Origin of the sequence: Streptomyces sp. NPDC051452 (assembly GCF_044454765.1) — a bacterium.
Classification (GTDB): Bacteria; Actinomycetota; Actinomycetes; order Streptomycetales; family Streptomycetaceae; genus Streptomyces.
In genome coordinates this window covers 81,631-105,433 of sequence record NZ_JBITEB010000007.1, presented here as the reverse complement: position 1 = coordinate 105,433, position 23,803 = coordinate 81,631, and the positions used below count along the sequence as shown (strand labels likewise).

Genomic DNA, 23,803 nt, shown 5'->3' with positions numbered 1-23,803 from the left:
TGAGGGCGGACCGGGAGAGCGGGGCGTGGCTCCCTCAGGCCCCGGACGGCCGGTGGTCCCGGACGGGAACTCGGACGCCGAGGCGCGGGAATGCCGGACCGGCCGCGCGGGGTTGTCCCCGTCATGACTCAGGACTCGGCACAGGACTCGACTCCGCAAGCGACACCGGACTCGACGCGGGACGCGCTGCTCGAACTGTTCTCCGACGGTCATGGCGGGGTGCTCGTCACCCTCAAGCGCGACGGCCGTCCGCAGCTGTCCAACGTCAGCCACGCCTACGACCCGGACGAGCGGACCATCCGGATCTCGGTCACCGACGACCGGGCCAAGACCCGCAATCTGCGCCGCGACCCGCGCGCCTCGTACCACGTGACCAGCGCCGACCGCTGGGCGTACGCCGTCGCGGAGGGCACGGCCGAGCTGTCCCCGGTCGCCCGGGACCCGCACGACGAGACCGTCGAGGAACTGATCCGCCTCTACCGGGACGTGCTCGGCGAACACCCGGACTGGGACGAGTACCGGGCCGCGATGGTCCGCGACCGACGCCTCGTGGTGCGGCTGCGCGTCGACCGGGTCTACGGCGCCCCGAAGCGCTGACCCGCCTCGGCCGTCCACGACGCCCCGGCGGTCCGCGCCTCGATCGCGCGCACCACGGCGACCATGTCCTCGTCGCCGTGCCCCCGCTCCACGGTCTCCTCGAACAGCGTGTGGCACACGTCGAGTACCGGCGAGGCGAGGCGGGCCTTGCGGGCGGCCTCCGCGATGAGCCGGTTGTTCTTCAGTACGTCCAGGGCGGCCGCCTGCACCGCGAAGTCCCGCTCCAGCAGCTTCGGTGCCTTCATCCGGGAGACCGCGCTGGCCATGGGGCCCGCGTCCAGCACCCGGAGGAGCAGCCCCCGGTCCAGTCCCTGCCGCTCGGCGAAGTGGAACGCCTCCGACAGTCCGGTCACCAGGGTGATCAGGAAGAGGTTCACCGACAGCTTCATCAGCAGGGCGCCGGGCACCGCACCGCACGCGAACGTCTCCCGGCACATCGGGGCGAGCAGCGGCCGTACGGCCTCGACGTCCGCCTCCTCGCCGGCGAGCATGGCCACCAGCTGCCCCTGCTCCGCCGGGACCCGCGATCCGGAGACGGGTGCCTCGACGTACCGGCCGCCGGCGGCCCGGATGTCGCTCCGCAGGGCGTCGGAGTACTCGGGCGAGGTCGTGCCCATGTGGACGACGGTCCGCCCCGCCACCCGGGCGGCCAGCCGGGGGGTGCCCCGGCCGAGGACCGCGTCGACGGCGGCCTCGTCGGCGAGCATCAGCAGCACCGTCTCCGCCCGCGCGAACACCTCCTCGGCACCGGCGGCCACGTCCGCCCCGGCCGCCCGCAGCGGTTCGGCGCGTTCCGGGGTCCGGTTCCACACCACCAGGGGCACGCCGGCGGAGGCCAGGCGCAGTGCCATGGGCCGGCCCATCACCCCGAGACCGATGAATCCGACGCGCATGAGGGCCTCCGCTCCGAGCGACTATGACAGTGGTCATAGTAGCGGCCGTTATGACGCCGGTCATAGAGTGGAGCCGGGTGATCGGAGGTCGTTCATGGCCGAGTCGCGGTACGGGCCGCGTGAGCGGATGGTGTTCAGCGCCGCCCAGCTCATCCGCCGCGAGGGAGTCGCGGCGACCGGGATGCGGGAGGTCGCCGCGCACGCCGGGGCGCCACGCGGGTCCCTCCAGCACTACTTCCCGGGCGGCAAGGAGCAGCTGGTCGGCGAGGCGGTGGCCTGGGCCGGCCGGTACGCGGGCAAGCGGGTCGCCCGCTTCCTCGCCGCCCTGGACGAGCCGACGCCGAGCGGGCTGTTCGCGGCGATGGCCGCCCAGTGGACGGACGAGTACGACACGCACGGGTTCGCCGCGGGCTGTCCGGTCGCCGCGGCGACCGTGGACCGCGCCGCGTCCGGCACCGCCGGGCGGGAGGCGGCGGCCGCCGCGTTCGCGGCCTGGCGCGGCCCGGTCGCCGAGGCCCTGACCGGCATGGGCGTCCCCACCGTCCGCGCCGACTCCCTCGCCACGCTGATGATCGGCGCACTGGAGGGGGCGATTCTGATGGCCCGCGCCGAACAGGACGTACGGCCCCTGACCACCGTCGTACGGGAACTCGGGCCGCTGCTCGACGCGGCGGTGGACCACTCCGCCTGAGCGCGCTCGGGTGGCGCCCGGCGCGGAGGCGGACGCGTGCGGGTCAGCCGGTGGGAGCCTCCGCCGTCAGGTACGCGATCACCAGGTCGCCCAGCATGGTCCGGTAGTGCTCCCGGCGCGCCGGGGCCACCAGGTCCCGGCCGAACAGGGTGCGGAAGGTCTGCCGGTTGGCGACCCGGAAGAAGCAGAACGAGCTGATCACGGCGTGCAGGTCGACCGCGTCCACGTCGGCCGTGAACACTCCCTCGGCCCTCCCTGCGGCGAGGATCCGGCCGATCACCTCCAGCGCCGGGGAGGCGGTCCCGCCGAGTTTCCGGGAGGCCGCGATGTGCTCGGCGCCGTGGATGTTCTCGATGCTGACCAGGCGCACGAGGTCGGGGTGGCGCTCGTACTGGTCGAAGGCCAGCTCCGCCAGCCGCCGGATCGCCGCGGTCGGATGCAGATGCTCCACGTCCAGCTGCCGGCCGACCTCCCGGACCACCCCGTACGCCCGTTCCAGCACGGCCGTGAACAGCTGTTCCTTGCCGCCGAAGTAGTAGTAGATCATCCGCTTGGTGGTGCGGGTCAGGGCCGCGATCTCGTCGACCCGGGCGCCGTCGTAACCGGCCCGCGCGAACTCCCGCGTAGCCACGTCGAGTATCTCGGCCCGGGTGCGGGCCGCGTCGCGCGCCGGACTCCCCGGGCGCGGCGGTTCTTCGACGCTCGTCATCGGTTTCCTTCGGGCCGTGTCACGCCTGGGTCACGCGCGTTCGCGTGCCGTGATTGTAGAAGCAGCGTGTGCCGGCCGGGTCCGGCGCGAAGGGGCGGGTACGGGCGCGGCCCGGGTCACACGCGGTGACCCGGGCCGTCGGTGTGGCGGTCAGGGGCGTCGGTTCCACTCCGCGATCACGGGTCGCCCGTGCTCCGTGGAGAGCCGGCCGACCGTGCCCGTGGCCAGTTGGAAGAGGCGGCCCTCGGCCGGCGGCAGCCCCAGCCGGCGGGCGGTGAGCACCCGCAGGAAGTGGGCGTGCGCGACGAGTACGACGTCACCGGCGTCCGCGTCGAGGGCGGCACCGACGCGGGCCAGGACCCGGTCGGCGCGGGCGCCCACCTCCTCGGGCGACTCGCCCGGGTGTCGCTCGCCGGAGCGGTCCACCGGGCCGGGCGGTACGCCGTCGGTCCACAGGTCCCAGTCGGGCCGGGTGCCGTGGATCTCGGCGGTGGTGATGCCCTCGTAGCCGCCGTAGTCCCATTCGTGCAGGTCGGGGTCCGTTACGACCCCGGCGAGGCCCGCGAGTTCGGCGGTGCGTATCGCGCGTCCCAGCGGGCTGGCCAGCACGTGCGCGTAGGTCCGGCCGGTGAGGAGCGGGGCGAGGGACTTGGCCTGTTCCTCGCCGTGCTCGGTCAGGGGCAGGTCGGTCCAGCTGGTGTGCTGGCCCGACCGGCTCCACTCCGTCTCACCGTGGCGGACCAGCAAAAGGTCCCCCACGGCGGCTCAGTCCCGCTTCTCGACCGCGTGGCCGCCGAACTGGTTGCGCAGCGCCGCGACCATCTTCATCTGCGGCGAGTCGTCCTGCCGGGAGGCGAACCGGGCGAACAGGGAGGCGGTGATCGCCGGCAGCGGCACCGCGTTGTCGATGGCCGCCTCGACGGTCCAGCGGCCCTCGCCGGAGTCCTCCGCGTAGCCGCGCAGCTGCTGCAGGTGCTCGTCCTCGTCCAGGGCGTTGACCGCGAGGTCCAGCAGCCAGGAGCGGATGACGGTGCCTTCCTGCCAGGAGCGGAACACCTCGCGGACGTTCTCCACCGAGTGCACCTTCTCCAGCAGCTCCCAGCCCTCGGCGTAGGCCTGCATCATGGCGTACTCGATGCCGTTGTGGACCATCTTCGAGAAGTGCCCGGCGCCGACCCGGCCCGCGTGCACATAGCCGTACGGGCCCTCCGGCTTGAGGGCGTCGAAGATCGGCTGCAGCCGGTCCACGTGCTCCTTGTCGCCGCCGACCATGAGCGCGTAGCCGTTCTTCAGGCCCCACACGCCGCCGGAGACACCGGCGTCGACGAAGCCGATGCCCTTGATGCCCAGCGCCGCGGCGTGCTTCTCGTCGTCCGTCCAGCGGGAGTTGCCGCCGTCGATGACCGTGTCGCCGGCCTCCAGCAGGTCGCCCAGCTCGTCGACGACGGTCTGCGTGGCGGTGCCCGCCGGGACCATCACCCACACCTGGCGGGGCGCGTCCAGCTTCTCCACCAGTTCGGCGAGGCTCTTGACGTCGGAGACCTCGGGGTTGCGGTCGTAGCCGATGACGGTGTGGCCGGCGCGGCGGATCCGCTCGCGCATGTTGCCGCCCATCTTGCCGAGACCGATCAGACCAAGCTGCATGTCACTTCACTTCCTAGGCGTTCTTGAGAGTGCGGTAGGCGGCGACGAGGGCCCTGGTGGACGGATCGAGACCGGGCACGTCGGCTCCCTCGGTGAGGGCGGGCTCGACCCGCTTGGCGAGGACCTTGCCGAGCTCCACTCCCCACTGGTCGAAGGAGTCGATGTTCCACACCGCGCCCTGCGTGAACACCTTGTGCTCGTACAGGGCGATCAGCTGGCCGAGCACGGACGGGGTCAGCTCGGCGGCGAGGATCGTCGTGGTGGGGTGGTCGCCCTGGAAGGTGCGGTGCGCGACCTGCTCCTCGGGCACGCCCTCCGCGCGGACCTCCTCGGCGGTCTTGCCGAAGGCGAGGGCCTGCGTCTGGGCGAAGAAGTTCGCCATCAACAGGTCGTGCTGCGCCTTGAGTTCACCGCTCAGCTCGGCCACGGGCCGGGCGAAGCCGATGAAGTCCGCCGGGATCAGCTTGGTGCCCTGGTGGATCAGCTGGTAGTAGGCGTGCTGCCCGTTGGTGCCGGGCGTGCCCCACACGACGGGTCCGGTCTGCCAGTCGACCGGCCGGCCGTCGCGCTGCACCGACTTGCCGTTGGACTCCATGTCCAGCTGCTGGAGGTAGGCGGTGAACTTGGACAGGTAGTGGCTGTAGGGCAGGACGGCGTGCGACTGGGCGTCGTGGAAGTTGTCGTACCAGATGCCCAGCAGGCCCAGCAGCAGCGGCGCGTTGTCCTCGGCGGGAGCGGTGCGGAAGTGCTCGTCGACCAGACGGAACCCGGCCAGCATCTCCCGGAACCGGTCCGGCCCGATCGCGATCATCAGGGAGAGGCCGATCGCGGAGTCGAAGGAGTACCGGCCGCCGACCCAGTCCCAGAACTCGAACATGTTGTCCGGGTCGATACCGAATCCGGTGACCTTCTCCGCGTTCGTGGACAGGGCCACGAAGTGCCGGGCGACGGCCTTGTCGTCGCCGTCGAAGGCCCCAAGGAGCCAGGAACGGGCCGAGGTGGCGTTGGTGATCGTCTCGATCGTGGTGAAGGTCTTGGACGCGACGATGAACAGCGTCTCCGCCGGGTCCAGGTCGCGGGTCGCCTCGTGCAGGTCGGCGCCGTCCACGTTCGACACGAACCGGAAGGTCAACTCCCGTGCCGTGTAGGGGCGCAGCGCCTCGTAGGCCATGGCGGGGCCGAGGTCGGAGCCGCCGATGCCGATGTTGACGACGTTCCGGATCCGCTTGCCGGTGTGCCCGGTCCACTCGCCGGAGCGGACCCGCTCGGCGAAGGAGGACATCTTGTCCAGGACCGCGTGCACCTTCGGCACGACGTTCTCGCCGTCGACCTCGATCACCGCGTCCCGTGGGGCGCGCAGCGCGGTGTGCAGCACCGCCCGGTCCTCGGTGACGTTGATCCTCTCACCGCGGAACATGGCGTCCCGCAGCTCGAACACACCGGTCGCGGCCGCCAGTTCGCGCAGCAGGGTCAGGGTCTCGTCGGTGATCAGGTGCTTGCTGTAGTCGATGCGCAGGTCGCCGACCTCGACGACGTACCGCTCGGCCCGGCCGGGGTCGGTGTCGAACAGCTCGCGCAGCCGCGGCTGCCCCTGGGCGCGGTGGTCGGCCAGCGCCGTCCACTCGGGCCTGCGGGTGAGTTCGGGGGTGTCTGATGGGGCCTCGGACATATCAGGCGTTCTCCTTGCCGGCCTCGCCCTTGAGGGCGATGGCGTACATCTCGTCGGCGTCGAGGCGGCGCAGCTCCTCGGCGATGAGTTCGGAGGTGGGACGGACCTTCAGGGCGAGCGTGCGCGGCGGCTGGCCCGGCAGGGTCAGGGTCGCCAGCGGGCCCTCGGGGCGGTCGATGACGATCTCGCCGGCGGCGGTGCCCAGACGTACGGCCGTGACCACCGGCCCGGCGCTGACCACCCGGTCCACCCGGACGCCGAGGCGGGCCTCCAGCCAGCGCGAGAGGAGTTCGGCGCTGGGGTTGTCCTGCTCCGCCTCGACCGTCGCCGACGTCACCTTCGTCCGGGCCTGGTCCAGGGCGGCCGCCAGCATGGACCGCCACAGTGTGAGCCGGGTCCAGGCGAGGTCGGTGTCGCCGGGCGCGTAGTTGCGGCCGCGGGTCTCCAGGACCTCCATCGGCCGCTCCATCGCGTACAGGTCGGTGATCCGGCGCTGGGCCAGCGCGCCCAGCGGGTCCTTCGCCGGGGCGTCCGGCGCCTCCACCGGCCACCACACGACCACCGGGGCGTCCGGCAGCAGCAGCGGCAGGACGACGGAGTCGGCGTGGTCGGACACCTCGCCGTAGGTGCGCAGCACGACCGTCTCGCCGGTGCCGGCCTCCGAGCCGACCCGGACCTCGGCGTCGAGCCGGGAGGCGGTGCGGTCGCGCAGGGTGCGGGCGTGCCGCTTGATGACGACCAGGGTGCGCGAGGGGTGCTCGTGCGAGGCCTCCTCGGCCGCCTTGAGCGAGTCGTAGGCGTTCTCCTCGTCCGTGACGATGACCATCGTCAGGACCATGCCCACAGCCGGTGTGCCGATGGCGCGGCGGCCCTGCACCAGCGCCTTGTTGATCTTGCTTGCCGTGGTGTCGGTCAGGTCGATCTTCATGGCCTGCGCCAGCTCCGTCCGTCTCGTGCGAGCATCTCGTGTGCTTCCTGCGGACCCCAGGTCCCCGCCGGGTACTGGGCCGGCCTGCCGTGCGCCGCCCAGTACTCCTCGATCGGGTCGAGGATCTTCCAGGACTCTTCCACTTCCTGGTGACGGGGGAACAGGTTGGCGTCGCCGAGCAGCACGTCCAGGATGAGCCGCTCGTACGCCTCCGGGCTCGACTCGGTGAACGACTCGCCGTAGGCGAAGTCCATCGAGACGTCCCGGATCTCCATCGAGGTGCCCGGCACCTTCGATCCGAACCGCACGGTCATGCCCTCGTCCGGCTGGACGCGGATGACGATGGCGTTGGAGCCCAGCTCCTCGGTGGCGGTGGAGTCGAACGGGGAGTGCGGCGCCCGTGTGAAGACCACCGCGATCTCGGTGACCCGGCGGCCCAGCCGCTTGCCCGTGCGCAGATAGAAGGGCACGCCCGCCCAGCGGCGGTTGTCGATGCCCAGCTTCACCGCGGCGAAGGTGTCGGTCTTCGACCCGGGGTCGATACCCTCCTCCTCCAGATAGCCCACGACCTTCTCGCCGCCCTGCCAACCGGCCGCGTACTGGCCGCGCACGGTGTGCAGGCCCAGCTCGTCGGGCAGCCGCACCGACTTCAGCACCTTCAGCTTCTCGGTGAGCAGCACCTCCGCGTCGAACGCGATCGGCTCCTCCATGGCGGTCAGCGCCATCAGCTGCAACAGGTGGTTCTGGATGACGTCACGGGCCGAGCCGATGCCGTCGTAGTAGCCGGCCCGGCCGCCGATGCCGATGTCCTCGGCCATGGTGATCTGCACGTGGTCGACGTAACTGCGGTTCCAGATCGGTTCGTACATCTGGTTGGCGAAGCGCAGCGCCAGGATGTTCTGGACCGTCTCCTTGCCGAGGTAGTGGTCGATCCGGAACACCTGCTCCGGATCGAACACGTCGTGCACGACCTTGTTCAGCTCCTGGGCCGACTTCAGGTCGTGGCCGAACGGCTTCTCGATGACCGCGCGGCGCCAGGCGCCCTGGGGCGGGGTCGCCAGGCCGACCTTCTTCAGCTGCTGGACGACCTTCGGGAAGAACTTGGGCGGCACCGAGAGGTAGAACGCGAAGTTGCCGCCGGTGCCGCGGGAGGCGTCCAGCTCGTCGACGGCGTCCTTGAGCTGCTTGAACGCGGTGTCGTCGTCGAAGTCGCCGGGGATGAACCGCATGCCCTCGGCGAGCTGCTGCCACACCTCCTCGCGGAAGGGCGTGCGGGAGTGCTCGCGGACGGCGTCGTGCACGACCTCGGCGAAGTCCTGGTCCGCCCAGTCGCGCCGGGCGAACCCGACGAGGGAGAAGCCCGGCGGCAGCAGGCCGCGGTTGGCCAGGTCGTACACGGCCGGCATCAGCTTCTTGCGGGACAGGTCGCCGGTCACGCCGAAGATGACCAGGCCGGAAGGGCCCGCGACGCGGGGGAGCCGGCGGTCGCGGGGGTCCCGGAGCGGGTTCACCCAGTCGGCGGCCGGGGACACCGGCACGCGCACCTCTGCCTGCCCGGCCGGGGCCTCGGGGGACTGGTTCGTCATTACGCGTCAACTCCCTTGCTGTCGAGGGACGTGGCGACGGCGTCCAGCAGGTCCTGCCAGGCCGCCTCGAACTTGGCGACGCCCTCGTCCTCCAGCTGCTGGACGACCTCGTCGTAGGAGATGCCGAGCCGCTCCAGGGCGGCCAGGTCGGCACGGGCCCGCGCGTACCCGCCGGTGACCGTGTCGCCGGTGATCTCGCCGTGGTCGGCGACGGCGTTCAAGGTGGCCTCCGGCATGGTGTTCACGGTGTCGGGCGCGACCAGCTCGTCCACGTACAGGGTGTCCTTGTACGCGGGATCCTTCACCCCGGTGGACGCCCACAGCGGACGCTGCTTGTTCGCCCCGCCCCCGGCCAGCGCCGACCAGCGGTCGGAGGCGAAGACGTCCTCGTAGGCCTCGTAGGCGAGGCGGGCGTTGGCGAGGGCCGCGCGGCCCTTGAGCCCGAGGGCCTCCTCGGTGCCGAGGGCGGTCAGGCGCTTGTCGATCTCGCTGTCCACGCGCGAGACGAAGAAGGACGCCACCGAGTGGATCGTCGACAGGTCGGCGCCGCGCTCCCGGGCCTTCTCCAGACCGGCCAGGTAGGCGGCCATGACCTCGCGGTAGCGCTCCAGCGAGAAGATCAGCGTCACGTTGACGCTGATACCCGCGCCGACGACCTCGGTGATCGCCGGGAGACCCGCCTTCGTCGCCGGAATCTTGATCATCACGTTGGGCCGGTCGACCAGCCAGGCCAGCTGCCCGGCCTCGGCGACGGTGGCCGCGGTGTCGTGGGCGAGCCGGGGGTCGACCTCGATGGAGACCCGGCCGTCCCGGCCGCCCGAGGCGTCGTACACGGGGCGCAGGATGTCGGCCGCGGCGCGCACGTCGGCGGTCGTCATCATCCGTACGGCCTCGTCGACCGTGACACCCCGTACGGCGAGATCGGCGAGCTGCTCCTCATAGCCCTTGCCGCTGCCTATGGCGGCCTGGAAGATCGACGGATTCGTCGTGACACCGACGGCGATGCCGCCCGCCACCAGCTCGGCCAGGCTGCCCGAGGTGATCCGCTCGCGCGACAGGTCGTCCAGCCAGATCGACACCCCCTCGTCGGCGAGGCGCTTGAGGGCTCCGGGGGTCGCGATTGCTTCGGTCACAATGCTCATCTTTCTCGTTGCGTCGGTATCAGGCGCGCGCGGCGGCGAGCGACTCGCGAACCGCGGCGGCGACGTTCTCAGGGGTGAAGCCGAACTCGGCGAACAGGGTCCCGGCGTCCGCCGAGGCACCGAAGTGCTCCAGCGAGACGATCCGTCCCGCGTCGCCCACGAACCGGTACCAGGTCAGACCGATGCCGGCCTCGACGGCGACCCGGGCCCTCACGGCCGGGGGCAGCACCCGCTCGCGGTAGGCGCGCGGCTGCTCCTCGAACCACTCCACGCACGGCATCGAGACCACCCGGGTACCGATGCCCTCGGCCTCCAGCCGCTCCCGGGCGGACACGGCCAACTGCACCTCGGAGCCCGTCGCGATGATGATCACCTCCGGGACCTGCGTCGAGGACTCGCGCAGTACGTAACCGCCCTTGGCCGCGTCCTCGTCCGGCGCGTACGTCGGCACGCCCTGGCGGGTGAGCGCGAGCCCGTGCGGGGCGGGGTCGGTGGCGTGCCTCTTCAGGATCTCGGTCCAGGCGATCGCGGTCTCGTTGGCGTCCGCCGGGCGGACGACGTTGAGGCCGGGGATGGCGCGCAGCGAGGCGAGGTGCTCGACCGGCTGGTGGGTGGGGCCGTCCTCGCCGAGACCGATGGAGTCGTGCGTCCACACGTATGTCACCGGCAGCTGCATCAGCGCCGACATGCGTACGGCGTTGCGCATGTAGTCGGAGAACACCAGGAAGGTGCCGCCGTAGATCCGGGTGTTGCCGTGCAGGGCGATCCCGTTCATCAGCGCCGCCATCGAGAACTCGCGGATCCCGAAGTGCACGGTTCGGCCGTACGGGTCGGCCTCGGGCAGCGGGTTGCCCTTCGGCAGGAAGGAGCTGGTCTTGTCGATGGTGGTGTTGTTGGACCCGGCGAGGTCGGCGGAGCCGCCCCACAGCTCGGGGATGACCGCGCCGAGCGCCTGCAGCACCTTGCCGGAGGCGGCCCGGGTCGCGACCGGCTTGCCCTCCTCGAACACGGGCACGGCGCCCTGCCAGCCGTCGGGCAGGGCGCCCTTGGCGACACGGTCGAGGAGGCCGGCCCGCTCCGGGTCGGCGGTGCGCCACTCGGCGATCCGCTTGTCCCAGGCCGCGTGCGCCTCGGCGCCCCGGTCCAGGGCCCGGCGGGTGTGGGCCAGAACCTCGTCGGCGACCTCGAAGGCGCGGTCCGGATCGAAGCCGAGGAGGCGCTTGGTGGCGGCGATCTCCTCCTCGCCGAGCGCCGAGCCGTGCGAGGCCTCGGTGTCCCGGGCGTTGGGGGCGGGCCAGGCGATGATCGTGCGCATCGAGATGATCGAGGGCCGCCCGGTCTCCGCCTGGGCGGCCTTGAGCGCCGCGTACAGGGCGGGCACGTCGATGTCGCCGTCGGCGGTGGGCTCGACGCGCTGGGTGTGCCAGCCGTAGGCCTCGTACCGCTTGAGCACGTCCTCGGAGAAGGCGGTCGCGGTGTCGCCCTCGATGGAGATGTGGTTGTCGTCGTAGAGGAAGACCAGGTTGCCGAGCTTCTGGTGACCGGCGAAGGAGGAGGCCTCGGCGGAGACGCCCTCCTCCAGGTCGCCGTCGGAGACGATCGTCCAGATGGTGTGGTCGAAGGGGGAGGTGCCCTCGGGGGCCTCCGGGTCGAACAGTCCGCGCTCGTAGCGGGCGGCCATCGCCATGCCCACGGCGTTCGCGGCGCCCTGGCCGAGCGGGCCGGTGGTGGTCTCCACTCCGGCGGTGTGCCCGTACTCCGGATGGCCGGGGGTCTTCGAACCGTGGGTGCGGAACGCCTTGAGATCGTCCAGCTCCACCTCGTACCCGGCGAGGAACAGCTGGGTGTACAGGGTCAGCGACGTGTGCCCCGGGGACAGCACGAAGCGGTCACGGCCGGCCCACTCGGGATCGGCGGGGTCGTGACGCATCACCTTCTGAAAGATCGTGTACGCGGCAGGCGCCAGGCTCATCGCCGTCCCGGGGTGGCCGTTGCCTACCTTCTGCACCGCGTCGGCCGCCAGCAGCCGGGCCGTGTCCACGGCACGCCGGTCGAGCTCGGTCCACTCGAAGCTGTCGGAAGTCTGATCAGTCATCTTCAAGAAGTCCTCGTTCAGTGCGGTTCGCTTGCCGGACGCGTTCAAACTTAAAAGTCTGACTTTTTCGCGGATAGGGCGGGGTGTGTCAGCCTGTGGTGAATCTGGGACAGCGATCATGCGACAGGGACGGCACGAACAGGACATGGCTGACAGAACAGGCCAATCCGCCGGTGACGGGGCGGGCGCGGGCGGCACGCACGGCGTGGACGGCGGCGGGATCAGGACCTTCCCCTTTCCGGCCGACCTGGCGGTCGGCGGCGTCGGCATACAGATCGGCCCCATGGGCGGCGATCGCACCTGGCACACCGACGCCCCCCTGCATCGCGTCCACCGCATCGACTTCCACGTGGTCATGCTCTTCACCGGCGGGCCCGTCCGGCACATGATCGACTTCACCGAGTACGAGGCCCACCCGGGCGAACTGCTGTGGATCCGCCCGGGGCAGGTCCACCGGTTCTCCCGGAAGTCCGGGTACCGCGGAACCGTCCTGACCATGCAGCCCGGCTTCCTGCCGCGCGCCACGGTCGAGGCAACCGGTCTCTACCGCTACGACCTTCCGCCGCTGCTGCGCCCCGGCCCGGCGCAACTCACCGCGCTCCAGGCGGCCCTCGACCAGCTGCGCCGCGAGTACGAGGACACCGCGACCCTCCCGCTCAGCCTGCACACGGCCGTCCTGCGGCACACCCTGACCGCGTTCCTGCTGCGCCTCGCCCACCTCGCCGCCGGCTCCGCCGAGGCCTCCCGGCAGCGCGCCGACAGCACCCTGGGCGACACCTTCACCCGCTTCCGGGACGCCGTCGAGCGGGACTTCCCCACCCAGCACGGCGTCAGCGGCTATGCCGACGCGCTCGGTTACTCCCGCCGCACCCTCGTCCGCGCCGTCCGCGCGGCCACCGGCGAGACGCCCAAGGGCTTCATCGACAAACGCGTCGTCCTGGAGGCCAAACGCCTCCTCGCCCACACCGACCTCCCGATCAGCCGCGTCGGGGCGGCCGTCGGCTTCGCGGACGCGGCGAACTTCTCCAAGTTCTTCCACCTCCACACCGGTCGCACACCGGCGACGTTCCGCGCCGAACTGCGCTGACCATGCCGCCCGGACGGGTGACCCGGACGGCGTGCAGACGGAACGATCCGACGGGTGACAGCGGGTGGTGGAGGGGCGGACGGCGGGCCAAGGGGCCCGATCATGGGCGTGCGATCCGCCGGGCAGCGGCGGCCTTTCCCGGCGGCAGCCGTCCGTTCCTTCCTCCCGCCTTCACGAGGCCCGGGAAGGTCGTGGCTGGGCGTCGCCTCCACGATCCAGGGCGCGCACCACACCGGCCGCACCCGTTGACGCCCGGCGCCCCCGCCGGGGCGGGGGCGCCGGGGCCGCCCGTGTCAGTGGCCGAAGTCGAACCAGTTGACGTTCACGAAGTCGGCCGGCTGGCCGCTGGTGAAGGTGAGGTACACGTCATGGGTGCCGGTCACCGGGCCGATGTTGGCCGGGACCGTCCGCCAGCTCTGCCAACCACCCGTGCTCGCCAGGGCGAAGCTGCCGATCGGGGCGTTGCCGCGGCTGTCGAGGCGTACCTCGACCAGGCCGCTCACCCCGGACGCCGCGCCGCTCGCCACCCGCGCGTGGAACTGGGTGGCCGGCGTGGAGCCGAAGGCGACGCCCTTGTAGAGCGCCCAGTCCCCGTTCGCCAGCGAGCCGATGTCCTGGCCGCCGCCGGTGTCCGTGGTGGTCTCCGGGATCACGCCGGACTGGCCGTCGTAGGACTCCGCTTGGACGGCGCTGTAGGCGTCGCGGCCACCGGAGGGCGGGGGAGTGGTGCCGCCACCGCCGGAGGACTGGAGCACCTGCACATAGTCCACGGCCATCGGGTGGTTCGGCTCGGTGCCGCTGTCCGGGCCGCCGCCGAACGCACCCGGGAAGCCGCCGCCCATCGCCACGTTGAGGATGAGGAAGTAGCCGTGGTTCGTGGCGTCGGCCCAGGTGGTCGCGTCGACCTGGTTCGCCCGCACGGTGTGGAAGACGACGCCGTCGAGGGAGAAGCGGATCTCCTCGGGACTGGTCGAGCGGTCCCACTCCATCGCGTAGGTGTGGAAGCCGGCCTGGCAGGTGGTGCCGGTGCAGGAGGTGGTGTTGCCGATGCCCGAGGTCTCGTTGCAGGGGCCGCCGGGGTTGGTGCCGCAGTGCATCGTGGCCCAGTCGGTGTTCAGGCCCTGGACGTTCTCCATGATGTCCAGCTCGCCGACGCCCGGCCAGTTCCAGTAGTTGCCGCGGAACGGCGCTCCGAGCATCCAGAACGCCGGCCAGTAGCCCTTGGCCGCGTCCCCGGTGACGTTGGGCATCTGGATCCGGGCCTGGACGCGCAGTCTGCCGCCGGCGGGGGGCTGGAAGTCGGTGCGGTTGGTCTCGATCCGGCCGGAGGTCCAGTTGCCGGAGGCGTCACGGCGCGGGGTGATCAGCAGGTTCCCGTGGCCGTCCAGTGCCACGTTGTCGGTGCTCGACGTCATCGTCTCGACCTCGCCGGTACCCCAGCCGCCGGCGCCTCCCGGATACGAAGTCCCGGTGTCGTAGCGCCAGTCGGCGGTGTTGACGCCGGTGCCGGCGGCGCCGTCGAAGTCGTCGGCGAAGACCTGTGTCCAGCCGGAGTCAGGCGTGGGCGCGGAGGCGTCGGCGGGCGCCGTGGCGGCCGTGGCGAGGGCGGCGGCCAGGCCCACCGCGGCGGCGACGGCGACCAGCGCGCGCCGTAGCGGCCGGGGTCTGGCCCTACCGGAGGATGCGCTCATGGGGGGAGCCTTTCGGATCGGAGGGGGTGCGGGACACAACGCCGTGGAAGCGCTCCCATGGATTTTTGAGAGCGCTCTCACAGTGCGGACAATGTGCTCCCCGGCCCCTGGGTCGTCAACCCTTGAAGCGAACAAAGTCCCCTGGGCTCAGACGAGTTCACCGGCCGAAGCCGCTGCGCGCGCCCCGGCGTGGACATCTTGGCTATCGTGACGGGGTACGGCCCCCTCCGACCGAGGACAGCGTATGAACGGCTCTCCGGCCGGCGTCGTCGAGGCGGCGTTTCGTCACTACCGGTCACAGGACCGGGCGGCGGCCCTTCCCCTCTACGCCGACGACTTCACCTTCACCAGCCCCCAGGACGACCACATCGACAAGGCGGCCTTCTTCGAGCGCTGCTTCCCCACCGCCGACCGGTTCACCGAGCAGCGGATCCTGCACCTCGTCGCCGCGGACGCGGAGGTCGTCCTCGTCCACTACGAGTACGAGCCGACCACCGGCGGACGGTACCGCAACGTCGAGGCGATCACCGTGCGGGACGGCCTCATCCGGGAGGTGCGGGTCTTCTTCGGCGGCCCGGTCCGCGACGGGTGAGGGCACGGTCGTCAGGGTGGGACACGAGGTCGCGGCGGTGGCGACGCGGGTCGTGTGCCGCCGGCCGGGTCACAAGTGGCGGCGTGTGGGCCGCGGGCGTGGAATGGAAGGGCGGGGGCGAAGACGTGGAGGCGTCGTGGGTGTGACACCGCTGACCGAGATCCTCGCGAAGCCTTTCGAGGAGCGTTACGCCGTACCGGCCATCAACGTGTTCAACGACCTCACGCTGGAGGCCGTGCTGGCCGCCGCGGTGGAGAACTCCTCACCACTGATCGTGCAGACGTCGGTGAAGACGGTCAGGTCCATCGGCAGCGACGTGCTCTATGCCATGTGGACGTCGATGACCGCCGGCATCGAGGTGCCGGTCACCCTGCATCTGGACCACTGCCCGGAGCGCGAGGTCATCACCGAATGCCTGCGGCGGGGCTGGAACTCGGTGCTCTTCGACGCCTCCACGATGCCGGTCGAGGAGAACAAGCGGCAGACGGTCGAGGTCGTCGCGGAGGCCCGTTCCTTCGGTGCCGCGGTCGAGGGCGAGATCGAGTCCATCACCGGGGTGGAGGACGGGGTCGGCAGCGACACCGCCGCCGAGCGGCAGGACCTCGCGGTCGCGCTGGACTTCCTGCGCACGACACGGGTCGACGTCTTCGCGCCGGCCATCGGCAACGCCCACGGGTCGTACCGGCAGGCGCCGGTGCTCGACGCCCAGCGCGTCTCCGACATCGTCGCGCAGTACCCGGTGCCGATCGCGCTGCACGGAGGCAGCGGCCTGTCGGAGGAGCAGTTCCGCGATCTGATCTCCCGGGGCTGCGCGAAGGTCAACATCTCGACGGCGCTCAAGGAGACGTACATGAAGTCGAACCTGGACTTCCTCCGGGCGGCGGCCGAACGGCAGAAGTGGGATCCGCCGTCGCTCTTCCGGGCCGTCCGCCAGGACGTCGTCGAGCTGGCCGGTTCGCTGATGAGGCTCTTCGGCAGCGCCGGGCGGGCGGGCTAGCCGTGCCCGCGCTCGTCTTCGACTGCGACGGCGTCCTCGCCGACACCGAACGCGACGGCCATCTGCCCGCGTTCAACGCGACGTTCGAGGAGTTCGGTCTGCCGGTGCGGTGGAGCGACGAGGAGTACGCGCAGAAGATCAAGGTCGGCGGCGGCAAGGAACGGATGCGGACCCTGCTGACCCCGGACTTCATCGCGGCCGCGGGCCTGCCCTCGGACCCGGACGCTCTCGCCGAGCGGGTCGCCGCCTGGCACCGCCGCAAGACCGAGATCTACACCGGGATCATCCGCGGCGGCAGCATCCCGCCCCGGCCCGGTGTGCGGCGGGTCGCGGCGGCGGCGCACGAGGACGGCTGGGTGCTCGCGGTCGCCTCCACCTCCGCGGAGGCCTCCGTCCGCAGCGTGCTCGAACTCGCCATGGGCCCCGAACTGGCCGCCCACTTCAGCGTCTTCGCCGGTGACGTGGTCCCGCGCAAGAAGCCGGCCCCGGACATCTACGCGTACGCCGTCGACCGGCTCGGCGTGGACCCCGCCGACGCCGTCGCGATCGAGGACAGCCGCAACGGGATGCTGTCCGCGCTCGGCGCCGGACTGGTCTGCGCGATCACGACCAGCGCCTACACCGGTGAGGAGGACTTCACCGGGGCGGGCCTGGTGGTCACCTCGCTCGGCGATCCGCCACCCCGGGAGGTCATCGCCCGGGTGCTGAGCGATCCGTTCGGTGTGCGACCGGGGCCGTATGTGGTGCCGGCGGACCTGGCGGCCCTCCTCGCCGCCGACGCCGTCGACGCGGCCGAATCGGATGGGGTCGAAGCCGATGCGGATGCGGCGGATGCGGACGGCGGGGGTGCCCGCGGCGGGGCTGCCCAGCGCCCACAAGGCGACCGCGACTCGGGGGGCGCCGCATCCGACCCGGCCGCGGAGGGCACACGCGGCCCCGATCCCCGGCCGCACTGACGTCGCGGCAGTCAGGAGAGCCATGTCATCGACGCCCCCCGAGGACCTCGCCTTCGTCGTCCGGACCATCGCCCGGACCGCGGTCGACAACGAGCGGACGTTCAGCGACCTCGACGCGGTCGCCGGGGACGGGGACTTCGGGTACTCGCTCGCCCGCGGTTTCGAGATCGTGCTCGCCGACTGGGACAACCTCGCCTCGGACACGCCCGCCGACTTCCTCAAGAAGATCGCGATGGTGATCTCCAAGCGGGTCGGTGGCACCTCGGGGCCGCTCTGGGGGACCGCCTTCCTGCGGGCCGCCGCAGCCGTGAAGGACCGGTCCGACCTGACCGCCGCGGACGCGGTGGCCATGCTGCGGGCCGCCGCGGAGGGCATCAAGGCGCGCGGCAAGTCCGACGTCGGCGACAAGACGCTGCTGGACGCGCTGGTACCGATGACCGACGCGCTGGAACGCCGGCTTGCCGACGGGGAAGAGGCGGCCGGTGGCGCCGAGCTGGCCGACCTGGCCGCCACGACCGCCCGGGCCGCCGCCGACGCGACGACCCCGATGCAGGCCAGGCGCGGCCGCCAGAGCTACACCGGGGAGCGCAGCATCGGCTCGCCGGATCCGGGCGCGGTGGCGGTGGCGGTCATGGCGGAACGCGTCGCCGCCGAGTGGGAGGCGCGCGGCTGACGGCCGTCACCGCGCCGGGCCGCCCCCGGACCGCCCCGGGACCGGCAGAGCAGGAGGAGTCACCTCATGAAGAAGTTCGTCAACGACCCCAAGGACTACGTCGCGGAAATGCTGGAGGGACTCGCCCTGGCCAACCCCGACACGCTGAGGTACGTGCCCGAGTACAACCTGATCATGCGCGCCGACGCCCCGCGCCAGGACAAGGTCTCCATCGTGCAGGGCTCCGGTTCCGGGCACGAGCCGGCACACGTGATGACCGTCGGCAAGGGCATGCTCGACGCCGCCTGCCCCGGCGACGTGTTCGCCGCACCACCCGCCGACTTCGTCTACGAGACGGTCAAACTGGTCACCTCCCCCAAGGGCGTGCTGCTCCTGGTCAACAACTACACCGGGGACCGGATGGCGTTCGAGATGGCCGAGGAGCTGTCCCAGGCCGACGGGGTGAGCGTCCGGACCCTCTTCATCGACGACGACGTGGCCGTACAGGACTCGACGTACACCGTCGGCAGGCGCGGGGTGGCCGGCAACTTCTTCGTGATGAAGGCCGTCGGCGCTGCCGCCGAACGCGGCGCCGACCTGGACGAGGTGTACCGGATCGGGGAGAAGGTCAACTCCGTCACCCGCACCATGGGCATGGCGCTCACCGCCTGCACCCCGCCGGCGAAGGGCTCACCGCTGTTCGAACTGCCCGACGACGCCGTGGAGATGGGCGTGGGCATCCACGGTGAGCCGGGCCGCAAGCGGGAACAGCTGCGGTCGGCGGACGCGATGGTGCGCGAACTCGTCGCCGCGGTCGTGGACGACCTGCCGTTCACCTCCGGTGACCGCGTCGCCCTGATGGTCAACGGCCTCGGCGGCACACCGATCGGTGAGCTGTACCTGGTCTACGGGCTGGCCCACAAGCAGCTGGCCGAGCGCGGCATCGACGTCGGGCGCAGCTATGTCGGCGAGTACTGCACCTCGCTCGACATGGCCGGCGCCTCCGTGACCCTGGTCCGGCTGGACGACGAGATCTCCGAACTGCTCACCGATCCGGCGGAGATCCCGATCCGGGTGTTCTGACCCCCCCCCGGGCGCCGACCCGCGCGCTCGGCTCAGGAGCAGTTCGTGAGGAAGTCGACGAGCGCCGCGTTCACCTCGGCCGGGCGTTCCTGCTGGGTCCAGTGCCCGCAGCCCGCCAGCTCGATGGGCTCGCGCCACAGATTGGGCATCAGGGCCGGGAGCTTCTGGATGAGTTCGGGCGTGCCGGGGAAGGCGGGGACGAGGTCGCGGTCGCCGTAGATGTACAAGGCGGGCGGCGTGACGACGGCGCCCTGCCACGGGGCGGTCAGCTCCCAGTTGCGGTCCAGGTTGCGGTACCAGTTCAGCGCCCCGGTGAAGCCCCGGGAGAAGCTCTCGGTGAGCGCGTCCAGATCCTCCTCGGTGAACCACTCCGGCAGCACCTCGGGGTCCGGCATGTCCGCCAGCCAGCCCCGCTCGGGGTCGACCAGCGGCTGCGACACCGCGCCCGAGGCGCCGACGGCGGCGTCCCCGGAGGCCGAGTGGAAGAACTTGCGCAGCGTGGTCCGCGGATCCGCGGCGAACTCGGCGTCGGCGACACCGGGGCGGGCGAAGTAGTTCCAGTAGAAGCGGCCACCGAACCTCTTGTCCATGGCGGCCAGCGGGGGCTCCGCGCCCCGGAAGGGAGGCGGCACGCTCAGGCCGGCCACACCCCGCACCATGTCCGGTCGCAGCAGGGCGGTGTGCCAGGCGACCGGCGCCCCCCAGTCGTGCCCGACGACATAGGCCTTCTCCTCGCCCAGCGCGTGGATCAGGCCGACGACATCGCCGACCAGGTGGAGGATGCTGTACGCGTCGACGTCGTCGGGGTGGTCGCTGCTTCCGTATCCCCGCTGGTCGGGGGCGACGACCCGGAAGCCCGCGGCGGCCAGCGGGGCGAACTGGTGGTGCCAGGAGTGCCATGACTCGGGGAAGCCGTGCAGAAGCACCACCAGGGGGCCCTCGCCCTCCTCCGCGATGTGCAGCCGTACCCCGTTCGTGTCGACCATCCGATGCTCAACCATGCACACGAGCGTACGGGTCGTACCTCGGCGCGGGCACCGAGGTGCGGCCTGGCGTGTCCGGCGGCCTCGACGGCGTCGGGCGCGGGTGGGCGCAGTGGCCGTACTCCGAGCGGGCCGGTGAACACCTCCGGTGCCCGCGGCCACTCCCGCGGCCTCCCGGTCCGCCCGGCTCCGTGGCTCGTGAACCTGGCCCCCCGCCGGGCCGAACGGGTTTGCGTGGGCAGGGCGGGCGACCGTACGTTCGCCTCCATGGCAGATGACGAATCCACGCGTGCCGCGAGCCTGTTGGACGCCCAGCTCAAGGCGGAACGGCTGTTCGCCGCGATCGAGACGCGGGGGCTGGTGGCCCCGGGGGAGGGGGAGCGGGCGGTCAGCGACCGGATCCGGGACCTCGCCAACGAGCTGTTCGGCACGACCCGGCACTGGCACAAGCGGATCGTGCGCTCCGGTCCGAACACGCTCGCGCCGTGCCGGGAGAACCCGCCGGACCGGGTGATCGGCGCGGACGACATCGTGTTCGCCGACTTCGGGCCGATCTTCGAGGAGTACGAGGCCGACTTCGGCCGGACCTTCGTCCTGGGCGACGACCCGGTCAAACTGCGGCTGCGCGACGACCTGCCCAGGATCTTTGCCGCCGGCAAGCGTTACTTCACCGACACCCCCGACATCACCGGCGAGCGGCTGTACGCGGAGGTGGAGCGGCTGGCCGCCGAGGCCGGCTGGACACTGGGCGGCTGGCACGCCGGTCACCTGGTCGGCGAGTTCCCGCACGAGAAGATCGACGGCGCGGACACCGAGTCGTACATCCTGCCCGCCAACGACACCCCGCTGCGTCGCACCGACAAGGCCGGCCGCCGCTGCCACTGGATCCTCGAGATCCACCTCGTCGACCTCGAACGGGGCTTCGGCGGCTTCCACGAGGAGCTGCTCACCCTCGGCTGAACAGAAGCCCTGGAGGTCACCGGTACTTAATGTTCCGTTTGCCGGTAACGTAAGCGGAACTTCCGTTCATGGAGAATGGCCGTTGATCGCACAGCCTGAGGCCAAAACTACGGTGTGATCCACTAGTTCCCTCGTCAACTCTCACACAAATACGGTCACTTGGTGTCAGGGCGCAGACCGGTCTGTGCCTCCTGGAACAGAAGGAACACCACGTGACCAAGCGAAGAACCGTGCTCGCCGGTGCCACCGCCGTCAGCGCAGCGACCCTCCTCGGCGCGGCACCCCGGGCCGCGGCGGCCGACGGCACCGGCACCGGCACCGGCACAACGACCGGTACGGGCACTCCCGCGACCTCGTCCGCCGCCCAGAAGGACGCGCGCGACGCGATACGCAAGGTCAACGCCGACATGCGCGGCAACTACGCCGCGCTCAAGGCCGACTTGGCCCAGCGGCTCTCCCCGATGATCGTCGTCACGAACACGGCCACCGGCGGTCAGTTCACCCTCGTGCACAACGGCACGCTCGAGACCGTTCAGCCGGTCCCCGAATACTTCGAACTGGCCAAGTCGATCGCCCACGTCCCGCTGGGCATCTACTCGATCCTCGCCCAGTACCTCGCCAACAAGGTGCCCAACGTCCCCAACGCGGCCCGGATCGACGCCCACGACCTGGAGATGGTCGCCGCCAAGGGGCAGGCCGACCACTCCTGGACCACGCCGCTCACCAACTTCCAGACGACGCTCACCACGGCACGCAACAAGCTGACCGCCGCGAACCTCCCCAAGGACCTCCAGGACTCCTGCAAGTTCATCCTGGACGAGGCGGTCCACTACATCGACGCCACCCTGCACGACCAGGCGTTCGACATCGCGTCCTTCGACGTCTTCTCGAGCAGGGTCTACCCGAGGATCCGCACCAACATGGTGTTCGCCTCGCAGGCGCAGATCAGCGGTATCGAGGGCCAGTTGCAGAAGTGGCGCACCAAGCTCGGCGACGCCGCGTGGAACGACCTCTACGTGGTCGTGTTCTCCATCTGGACGACGTCCGTGCTCAACCAGGCCTCGATCATCATCAAGCGGTGCATGAACCAGGCCAAGGTCGACTCCCACCTGATCGACGTCCCCACCGCCGAGATCCTCAGCGACCCCATCGCCGTCGCCCGCGACAACCTCGCCCGCATCGTGCAGGACAACGTCGCCGCCGAGATGGTCTTCGCCGCCGACGCCGAGATCGCCACCGCTCTCAAGGGGCGCCAGGACCTCCTCTCCGAAGAGATCCTCAACCAGCTCGGCACCAACGGCACGGCCGACCCGGCCGCCTACACCGGCATCGCCGGCGCCACTGCCGCCGGCAAGGACGCCTGCCCCTGGCACCAGGCCCGCAAGGCCGACCGGATCAGCGCCTGACCCCACGGCCCCGTCCCACCACGGCTCCCTCCGGACACCGACGCGGAACCCGACACCCCGCGACCGGCGCCCCGGAGGGAGCCGTTCCCATGCCCACGCCCGACCCGCACCCCAGGGAACACCCCTTGCCGTCCATCACCCGGCCCACCCGAACCCGCATCCGCCCCGGCACCGGCCCCGCGCCGCGCACCGATCGTCCCGCCGGCGCCCTGACGCTCCTCGGCCTCGTCCTCCTGGCCCTGAACCTGCGCGCGGCGATCACCGGCGTACCGCCCGTCCTCGACACCCTCCGCGGCGCGTTCCATCTGACCGGCACGCAGGTCAGCGTGCTCACCACCCTGCCGGTCCTGTGCCTCGGCGTCTTCGCTCCCCTCACGCCCCTGCTGGTGCGCCGCACCGGCACCGAGGCCGCCCTCGCCGCCGCCCTCACCCTCACGCTCGCCGGTGCCCTCGCCCGTACCCTCCCCGGCCCGGCCGCGCTGTTCACCGGCACCGTCCTCGCCGGCGCCGGGATCGCCGTCGGCAACGTGCTGATGCCCGCCGTCGTCAAACGGGACTTCCCCGACCGCATCGGCGCCATGACCGGCCTCGCGATGACCCTGATGGCGGCCGGCGGCGCGCTCGCCGCGGGGCTCGCCGTCCCCCTCACGCACGCCGCCGGGTGGCGGATGGCCCTCGCCGTCTGGGCGGTACCGGCGCTGGCCGCCGCCACCGTCTGGACCCTTCTCGCCACCCGCCGCCACCGGCGCGGCCGAGGCGACTGGCCCGGCACCCTCACCGCTCGCCGGGCCACCCCTCCCGCGCACGTTCCGGCGCCGGTTCCCCCGGCCCAGGCCCCGTCCGTCCTGCGCTCCCCGCTCGCCTGGGCCGTCGCCGCCCTCCTCGGCATCGTCTCGCTGGTCTTCTACGTCCTGGTGGCGTGGACGCCCCAGATCCTGCGCGACCAGGGCTACCCCGCGGCCGAGGCGGGCGTGATGACCTCCGTCATGCTCACCCTCGGCATCCCGCTGGGCCTCGCCGTCCCCGTCGCCGCCGCCCGCCTCGCCGACCAGCGGCCGCTCGTCACCGCGGTGGTCCTCCTCAAGGCGGCCGGTCTCGGCGGGATTCTCCTCGCCCCCGGGTACGCGTGGGCGTGGACGGGCGTGCTCGGTGTCGCCATCGGCGCCGCCTTCCCCCTCGCCATGACCCTGCTCGGTCTGCGCTCGGCCGACCCGCGCGCCGCCGCACGCCTGTCCGCCATGGCCCAGACCGGCGGCTACCTTCTCGCCGGCTGCGGCCCGGTGGCCATCGGCGTCCTGCACACCCTCACCGGCACCTGGCACGCCCCCCTTCTGCTCCTGATCGCGCTCGGCGTCCCGGAACTCCTGGTCGGCCTCGCCGCGGCCCGCCCCGGCCTGGTGGGCGCCCGCTGACACCGGGGCCCCTCCCGGCCGGGCGGGGCG

22 protein-coding genes are annotated in these 23,803 nt (G+C 71.6%); 11 read left to right on the top strand and 11 right to left on the bottom strand.

Features of this window, described 5'->3' with window-relative positions; translation table 11 throughout:
• Positions 1-123 precede the first annotated feature (123 nt).
• The gene (locus ACIBA9_RS18785) at positions 124-597 is read left to right on the top strand and encodes a PPOX class F420-dependent oxidoreductase (protein WP_399364283.1); all 474 of its coding nucleotides are present in this window, start codon (positions 124-126) and stop codon (positions 595-597) included.
• Here the strand turns inward: ACIBA9_RS18785 and ACIBA9_RS18780 are convergent.
• Positions 576-1,490 (bottom strand): NAD(P)-dependent oxidoreductase, encoded by a 915-nt coding sequence (locus ACIBA9_RS18780; protein ID WP_399364281.1) that lies wholly within the window; start codon positions 1,488-1,490, stop codon positions 576-578. The two genes, ACIBA9_RS18785 and ACIBA9_RS18780, sit on opposite strands and share 22 nt — an antisense overlap.
• 94 nt (positions 1,491-1,584) lie before the next feature.
• Here ACIBA9_RS18780 and ACIBA9_RS18775 point away from each other — a divergent pair, with 94 nt between their 5' ends.
• Positions 1,585-2,181 carry a TetR/AcrR family transcriptional regulator gene (locus ACIBA9_RS18775; protein ID WP_399364279.1) on the top strand — a complete coding sequence of 199 codons (597 nt, stop codon included), beginning with the start codon at positions 1,585-1,587 and terminating at the stop codon, positions 2,179-2,181.
• Between the two features lie 43 nt (positions 2,182-2,224).
• Here ACIBA9_RS18775 and ACIBA9_RS18770 read toward each other — a convergent pair whose 3' ends face one another.
• The 8 genes from ACIBA9_RS18770 to tkt all read right to left on the bottom strand — a co-directional run bounded on the left by ACIBA9_RS18770 (position 2,225) and on the right by tkt (position 11,954).
• Positions 2,225-2,890, bottom strand: a complete 666-nt coding sequence (locus ACIBA9_RS18770) for a TetR/AcrR family transcriptional regulator (RefSeq protein ID WP_399364277.1) — start codon at positions 2,888-2,890, stop codon at positions 2,225-2,227.
• Positions 2,891-3,040: 150 nt separating this feature from the next.
• On the bottom strand, positions 3,041-3,649 hold the full coding sequence (locus tag ACIBA9_RS18765; protein WP_399364275.1) for a histidine phosphatase family protein: 609 nt from the start codon (positions 3,647-3,649) through the stop codon (positions 3,041-3,043).
• Between the two features lie 6 nt (positions 3,650-3,655).
• On the bottom strand, positions 3,656-4,534 hold the full coding sequence (gene gnd, locus ACIBA9_RS18760) for a phosphogluconate dehydrogenase (NAD(+)-dependent, decarboxylating) (RefSeq protein ID WP_399364273.1): 879 nt from the start codon (positions 4,532-4,534) through the stop codon (positions 3,656-3,658).
• A gap of 13 nt (positions 4,535-4,547) precedes the next feature.
• Positions 4,548-6,203 carry a glucose-6-phosphate isomerase gene (pgi, locus tag ACIBA9_RS18755; protein WP_399364271.1) on the bottom strand — a complete coding sequence of 552 codons (1,656 nt, stop codon included), beginning with the start codon at positions 6,201-6,203 and terminating at the stop codon, positions 4,548-4,550.
• Between the two features lies 1 nt (position 6,204).
• Positions 6,205-7,131, bottom strand: coding sequence for a glucose-6-phosphate dehydrogenase assembly protein OpcA (gene opcA, locus ACIBA9_RS18750; protein WP_399364269.1), 927 nt, complete (start codon positions 7,129-7,131; stop codon positions 6,205-6,207).
• On the bottom strand, positions 7,128-8,717 hold the full coding sequence (zwf, locus tag ACIBA9_RS18745) for a glucose-6-phosphate dehydrogenase (RefSeq protein ID WP_399364267.1): 1,590 nt from the start codon (positions 8,715-8,717) through the stop codon (positions 7,128-7,130). The genes opcA and zwf overlap by 4 nt, the downstream gene beginning before the upstream one ends.
• A complete protein-coding gene (gene tal, locus ACIBA9_RS18740) occupies positions 8,717-9,859 on the bottom strand; it encodes a transaldolase (protein ID WP_399364265.1) in 1,143 nt (380 codons plus the stop codon). Before tal ends, zwf begins: the two co-directional genes overlap by 1 nt.
• A gap of 19 nt (positions 9,860-9,878) precedes the next feature.
• Positions 9,879-11,954, bottom strand: a complete 2,076-nt coding sequence (tkt, locus tag ACIBA9_RS18735; RefSeq protein WP_399364263.1) for a transketolase — start codon at positions 11,952-11,954, stop codon at positions 9,879-9,881.
• A 145-nt stretch (positions 11,955-12,099) separates the two neighbouring features.
• On the opposite strand from tkt, the gene ACIBA9_RS18730 reads away from it, so the two are divergent.
• Positions 12,100-13,041: a helix-turn-helix domain-containing protein gene (locus ACIBA9_RS18730; RefSeq protein ID WP_399364262.1), complete on the top strand. Its 942-nt coding sequence runs from the start codon at positions 12,100-12,102 to the stop codon at positions 13,039-13,041.
• Between the two features lie 293 nt (positions 13,042-13,334).
• Here the strand turns inward: ACIBA9_RS18730 and ACIBA9_RS18725 are convergent, their stop codons facing one another.
• The gene (locus tag ACIBA9_RS18725; RefSeq protein ID WP_399364260.1) at positions 13,335-14,732 is read right to left on the bottom strand and encodes a glycoside hydrolase family 16 protein; all 1,398 of its coding nucleotides are present in this window, start codon (positions 14,730-14,732) and stop codon (positions 13,335-13,337) included.
• Between the two features lie 244 nt (positions 14,733-14,976).
• Here ACIBA9_RS18725 and ACIBA9_RS18720 point away from each other — a divergent pair, with 244 nt between their 5' ends.
• The 5 genes from ACIBA9_RS18720 to dhaK all read left to right on the top strand — a co-directional run bounded on the left by ACIBA9_RS18720 (position 14,977) and on the right by dhaK (position 19,012).
• Positions 14,977-15,324, top strand: a complete 348-nt coding sequence (locus tag ACIBA9_RS18720; protein WP_399364258.1) for a nuclear transport factor 2 family protein — start codon at positions 14,977-14,979, stop codon at positions 15,322-15,324.
• Positions 15,325-15,460: 136 nt separating this feature from the next.
• Positions 15,461-16,321 (top strand): class II fructose-bisphosphate aldolase, encoded by an 861-nt coding sequence (locus ACIBA9_RS18715; protein WP_399364256.1) that lies wholly within the window; start codon positions 15,461-15,463, stop codon positions 16,319-16,321.
• Between the two features lie 2 nt (positions 16,322-16,323).
• The gene (locus ACIBA9_RS18710) at positions 16,324-17,277 is read left to right on the top strand and encodes an HAD-IA family hydrolase (protein WP_399364254.1); all 954 of its coding nucleotides are present in this window, start codon (positions 16,324-16,326) and stop codon (positions 17,275-17,277) included.
• A gap of 22 nt (positions 17,278-17,299) precedes the next feature.
• Positions 17,300-17,950 (top strand): dihydroxyacetone kinase subunit DhaL, encoded by a 651-nt coding sequence (gene dhaL / locus ACIBA9_RS18705; protein WP_362162641.1) that lies wholly within the window; start codon positions 17,300-17,302, stop codon positions 17,948-17,950.
• A gap of 66 nt (positions 17,951-18,016) precedes the next feature.
• The gene (gene dhaK / locus ACIBA9_RS18700) at positions 18,017-19,012 is read left to right on the top strand and encodes a dihydroxyacetone kinase subunit DhaK (protein WP_362162643.1); all 996 of its coding nucleotides are present in this window, start codon (positions 18,017-18,019) and stop codon (positions 19,010-19,012) included.
• A gap of 32 nt (positions 19,013-19,044) precedes the next feature.
• Here dhaK and ACIBA9_RS18695 read toward each other — a convergent pair whose 3' ends face one another.
• The gene (locus ACIBA9_RS18695; protein ID WP_399364251.1) at positions 19,045-20,013 is read right to left on the bottom strand and encodes an alpha/beta fold hydrolase; all 969 of its coding nucleotides are present in this window, start codon (positions 20,011-20,013) and stop codon (positions 19,045-19,047) included.
• A gap of 249 nt (positions 20,014-20,262) precedes the next feature.
• On the opposite strand from ACIBA9_RS18695, the gene ACIBA9_RS18690 reads away from it, so the two are divergent.
• The 3 genes from ACIBA9_RS18690 (at position 20,263) to ACIBA9_RS18680 (ending at position 23,773) form a co-directional block, all read left to right on the top strand.
• Positions 20,263-20,955, top strand: coding sequence for a M24 family metallopeptidase (locus ACIBA9_RS18690; protein ID WP_399364249.1), 693 nt, complete (start codon positions 20,263-20,265; stop codon positions 20,953-20,955).
• A 212-nt stretch (positions 20,956-21,167) separates the two neighbouring features.
• Positions 21,168-22,361 carry a hypothetical protein gene (locus tag ACIBA9_RS18685; RefSeq protein WP_399364247.1) on the top strand — a complete coding sequence of 398 codons (1,194 nt, stop codon included), beginning with the start codon at positions 21,168-21,170 and terminating at the stop codon, positions 22,359-22,361.
• Positions 22,362-22,450: 89 nt separating this feature from the next.
• Complete coding sequence (locus ACIBA9_RS18680; protein ID WP_399364245.1) at positions 22,451-23,773, top strand: CynX/NimT family MFS transporter; 1,323 nt, start codon at positions 22,451-22,453, stop codon at positions 23,771-23,773.
• The last annotated feature ends 30 nt before the right edge of the window (positions 23,774-23,803 follow it).

Coding starts and splice junctions, on each gene's coding strand:
- ACIBA9_RS18785 (WP_399364283.1), top strand. CDS start 124: ATGACTCAGGACTCGGCACAGGACTCGACTCCGCAAGCGACACCGGAC.
- ACIBA9_RS18780 (WP_399364281.1), bottom strand. CDS start 1,490: ATGCGCGTCGGATTCATCGGTCTCGGGGTGATGGGCCGGCCCATGGCA.
- ACIBA9_RS18775 (WP_399364279.1), top strand. CDS start 1,585: ATGGCCGAGTCGCGGTACGGGCCGCGTGAGCGGATGGTGTTCAGCGCC.
- ACIBA9_RS18770 (WP_399364277.1), bottom strand. CDS start 2,890: ATGACGAGCGTCGAAGAACCGCCGCGCCCGGGGAGTCCGGCGCGCGAC.
- gnd (WP_399364273.1), bottom strand. CDS start 4,534: ATGCAGCTTGGTCTGATCGGTCTCGGCAAGATGGGCGGCAACATGCGC.
- pgi (WP_399364271.1), bottom strand. CDS start 6,203: ATGTCCGAGGCCCCATCAGACACCCCCGAACTCACCCGCAGGCCCGAG.
- opcA (WP_399364269.1), bottom strand. CDS start 7,131: ATGAAGATCGACCTGACCGACACCACGGCAAGCAAGATCAACAAGGCG.
- zwf (WP_399364267.1), bottom strand. CDS start 8,717: ATGACGAACCAGTCCCCCGAGGCCCCGGCCGGGCAGGCAGAGGTGCGC.
- tal (WP_399364265.1), bottom strand. CDS start 9,859: ATGAGCATTGTGACCGAAGCAATCGCGACCCCCGGAGCCCTCAAGCGC.
- tkt (WP_399364263.1), bottom strand. CDS start 11,954: ATGACTGATCAGACTTCCGACAGCTTCGAGTGGACCGAGCTCGACCGG.
- ACIBA9_RS18730 (WP_399364262.1), top strand. CDS start 12,100: ATGGCTGACAGAACAGGCCAATCCGCCGGTGACGGGGCGGGCGCGGGC.
- ACIBA9_RS18725 (WP_399364260.1), bottom strand. CDS start 14,732: ATGAGCGCATCCTCCGGTAGGGCCAGACCCCGGCCGCTACGGCGCGCG.
- ACIBA9_RS18720 (WP_399364258.1), top strand. CDS start 14,977: ATGAACGGCTCTCCGGCCGGCGTCGTCGAGGCGGCGTTTCGTCACTAC.
- dhaL (WP_362162641.1), top strand. CDS start 17,300: ATGTCATCGACGCCCCCCGAGGACCTCGCCTTCGTCGTCCGGACCATC.
- dhaK (WP_362162643.1), top strand. CDS start 18,017: ATGAAGAAGTTCGTCAACGACCCCAAGGACTACGTCGCGGAAATGCTG.
- ACIBA9_RS18695 (WP_399364251.1), bottom strand. CDS start 20,013: ATGGTTGAGCATCGGATGGTCGACACGAACGGGGTACGGCTGCACATC.
- ACIBA9_RS18690 (WP_399364249.1), top strand. CDS start 20,263: ATGGCAGATGACGAATCCACGCGTGCCGCGAGCCTGTTGGACGCCCAG.
- ACIBA9_RS18680 (WP_399364245.1), top strand. CDS start 22,451: ATGCCCACGCCCGACCCGCACCCCAGGGAACACCCCTTGCCGTCCATC.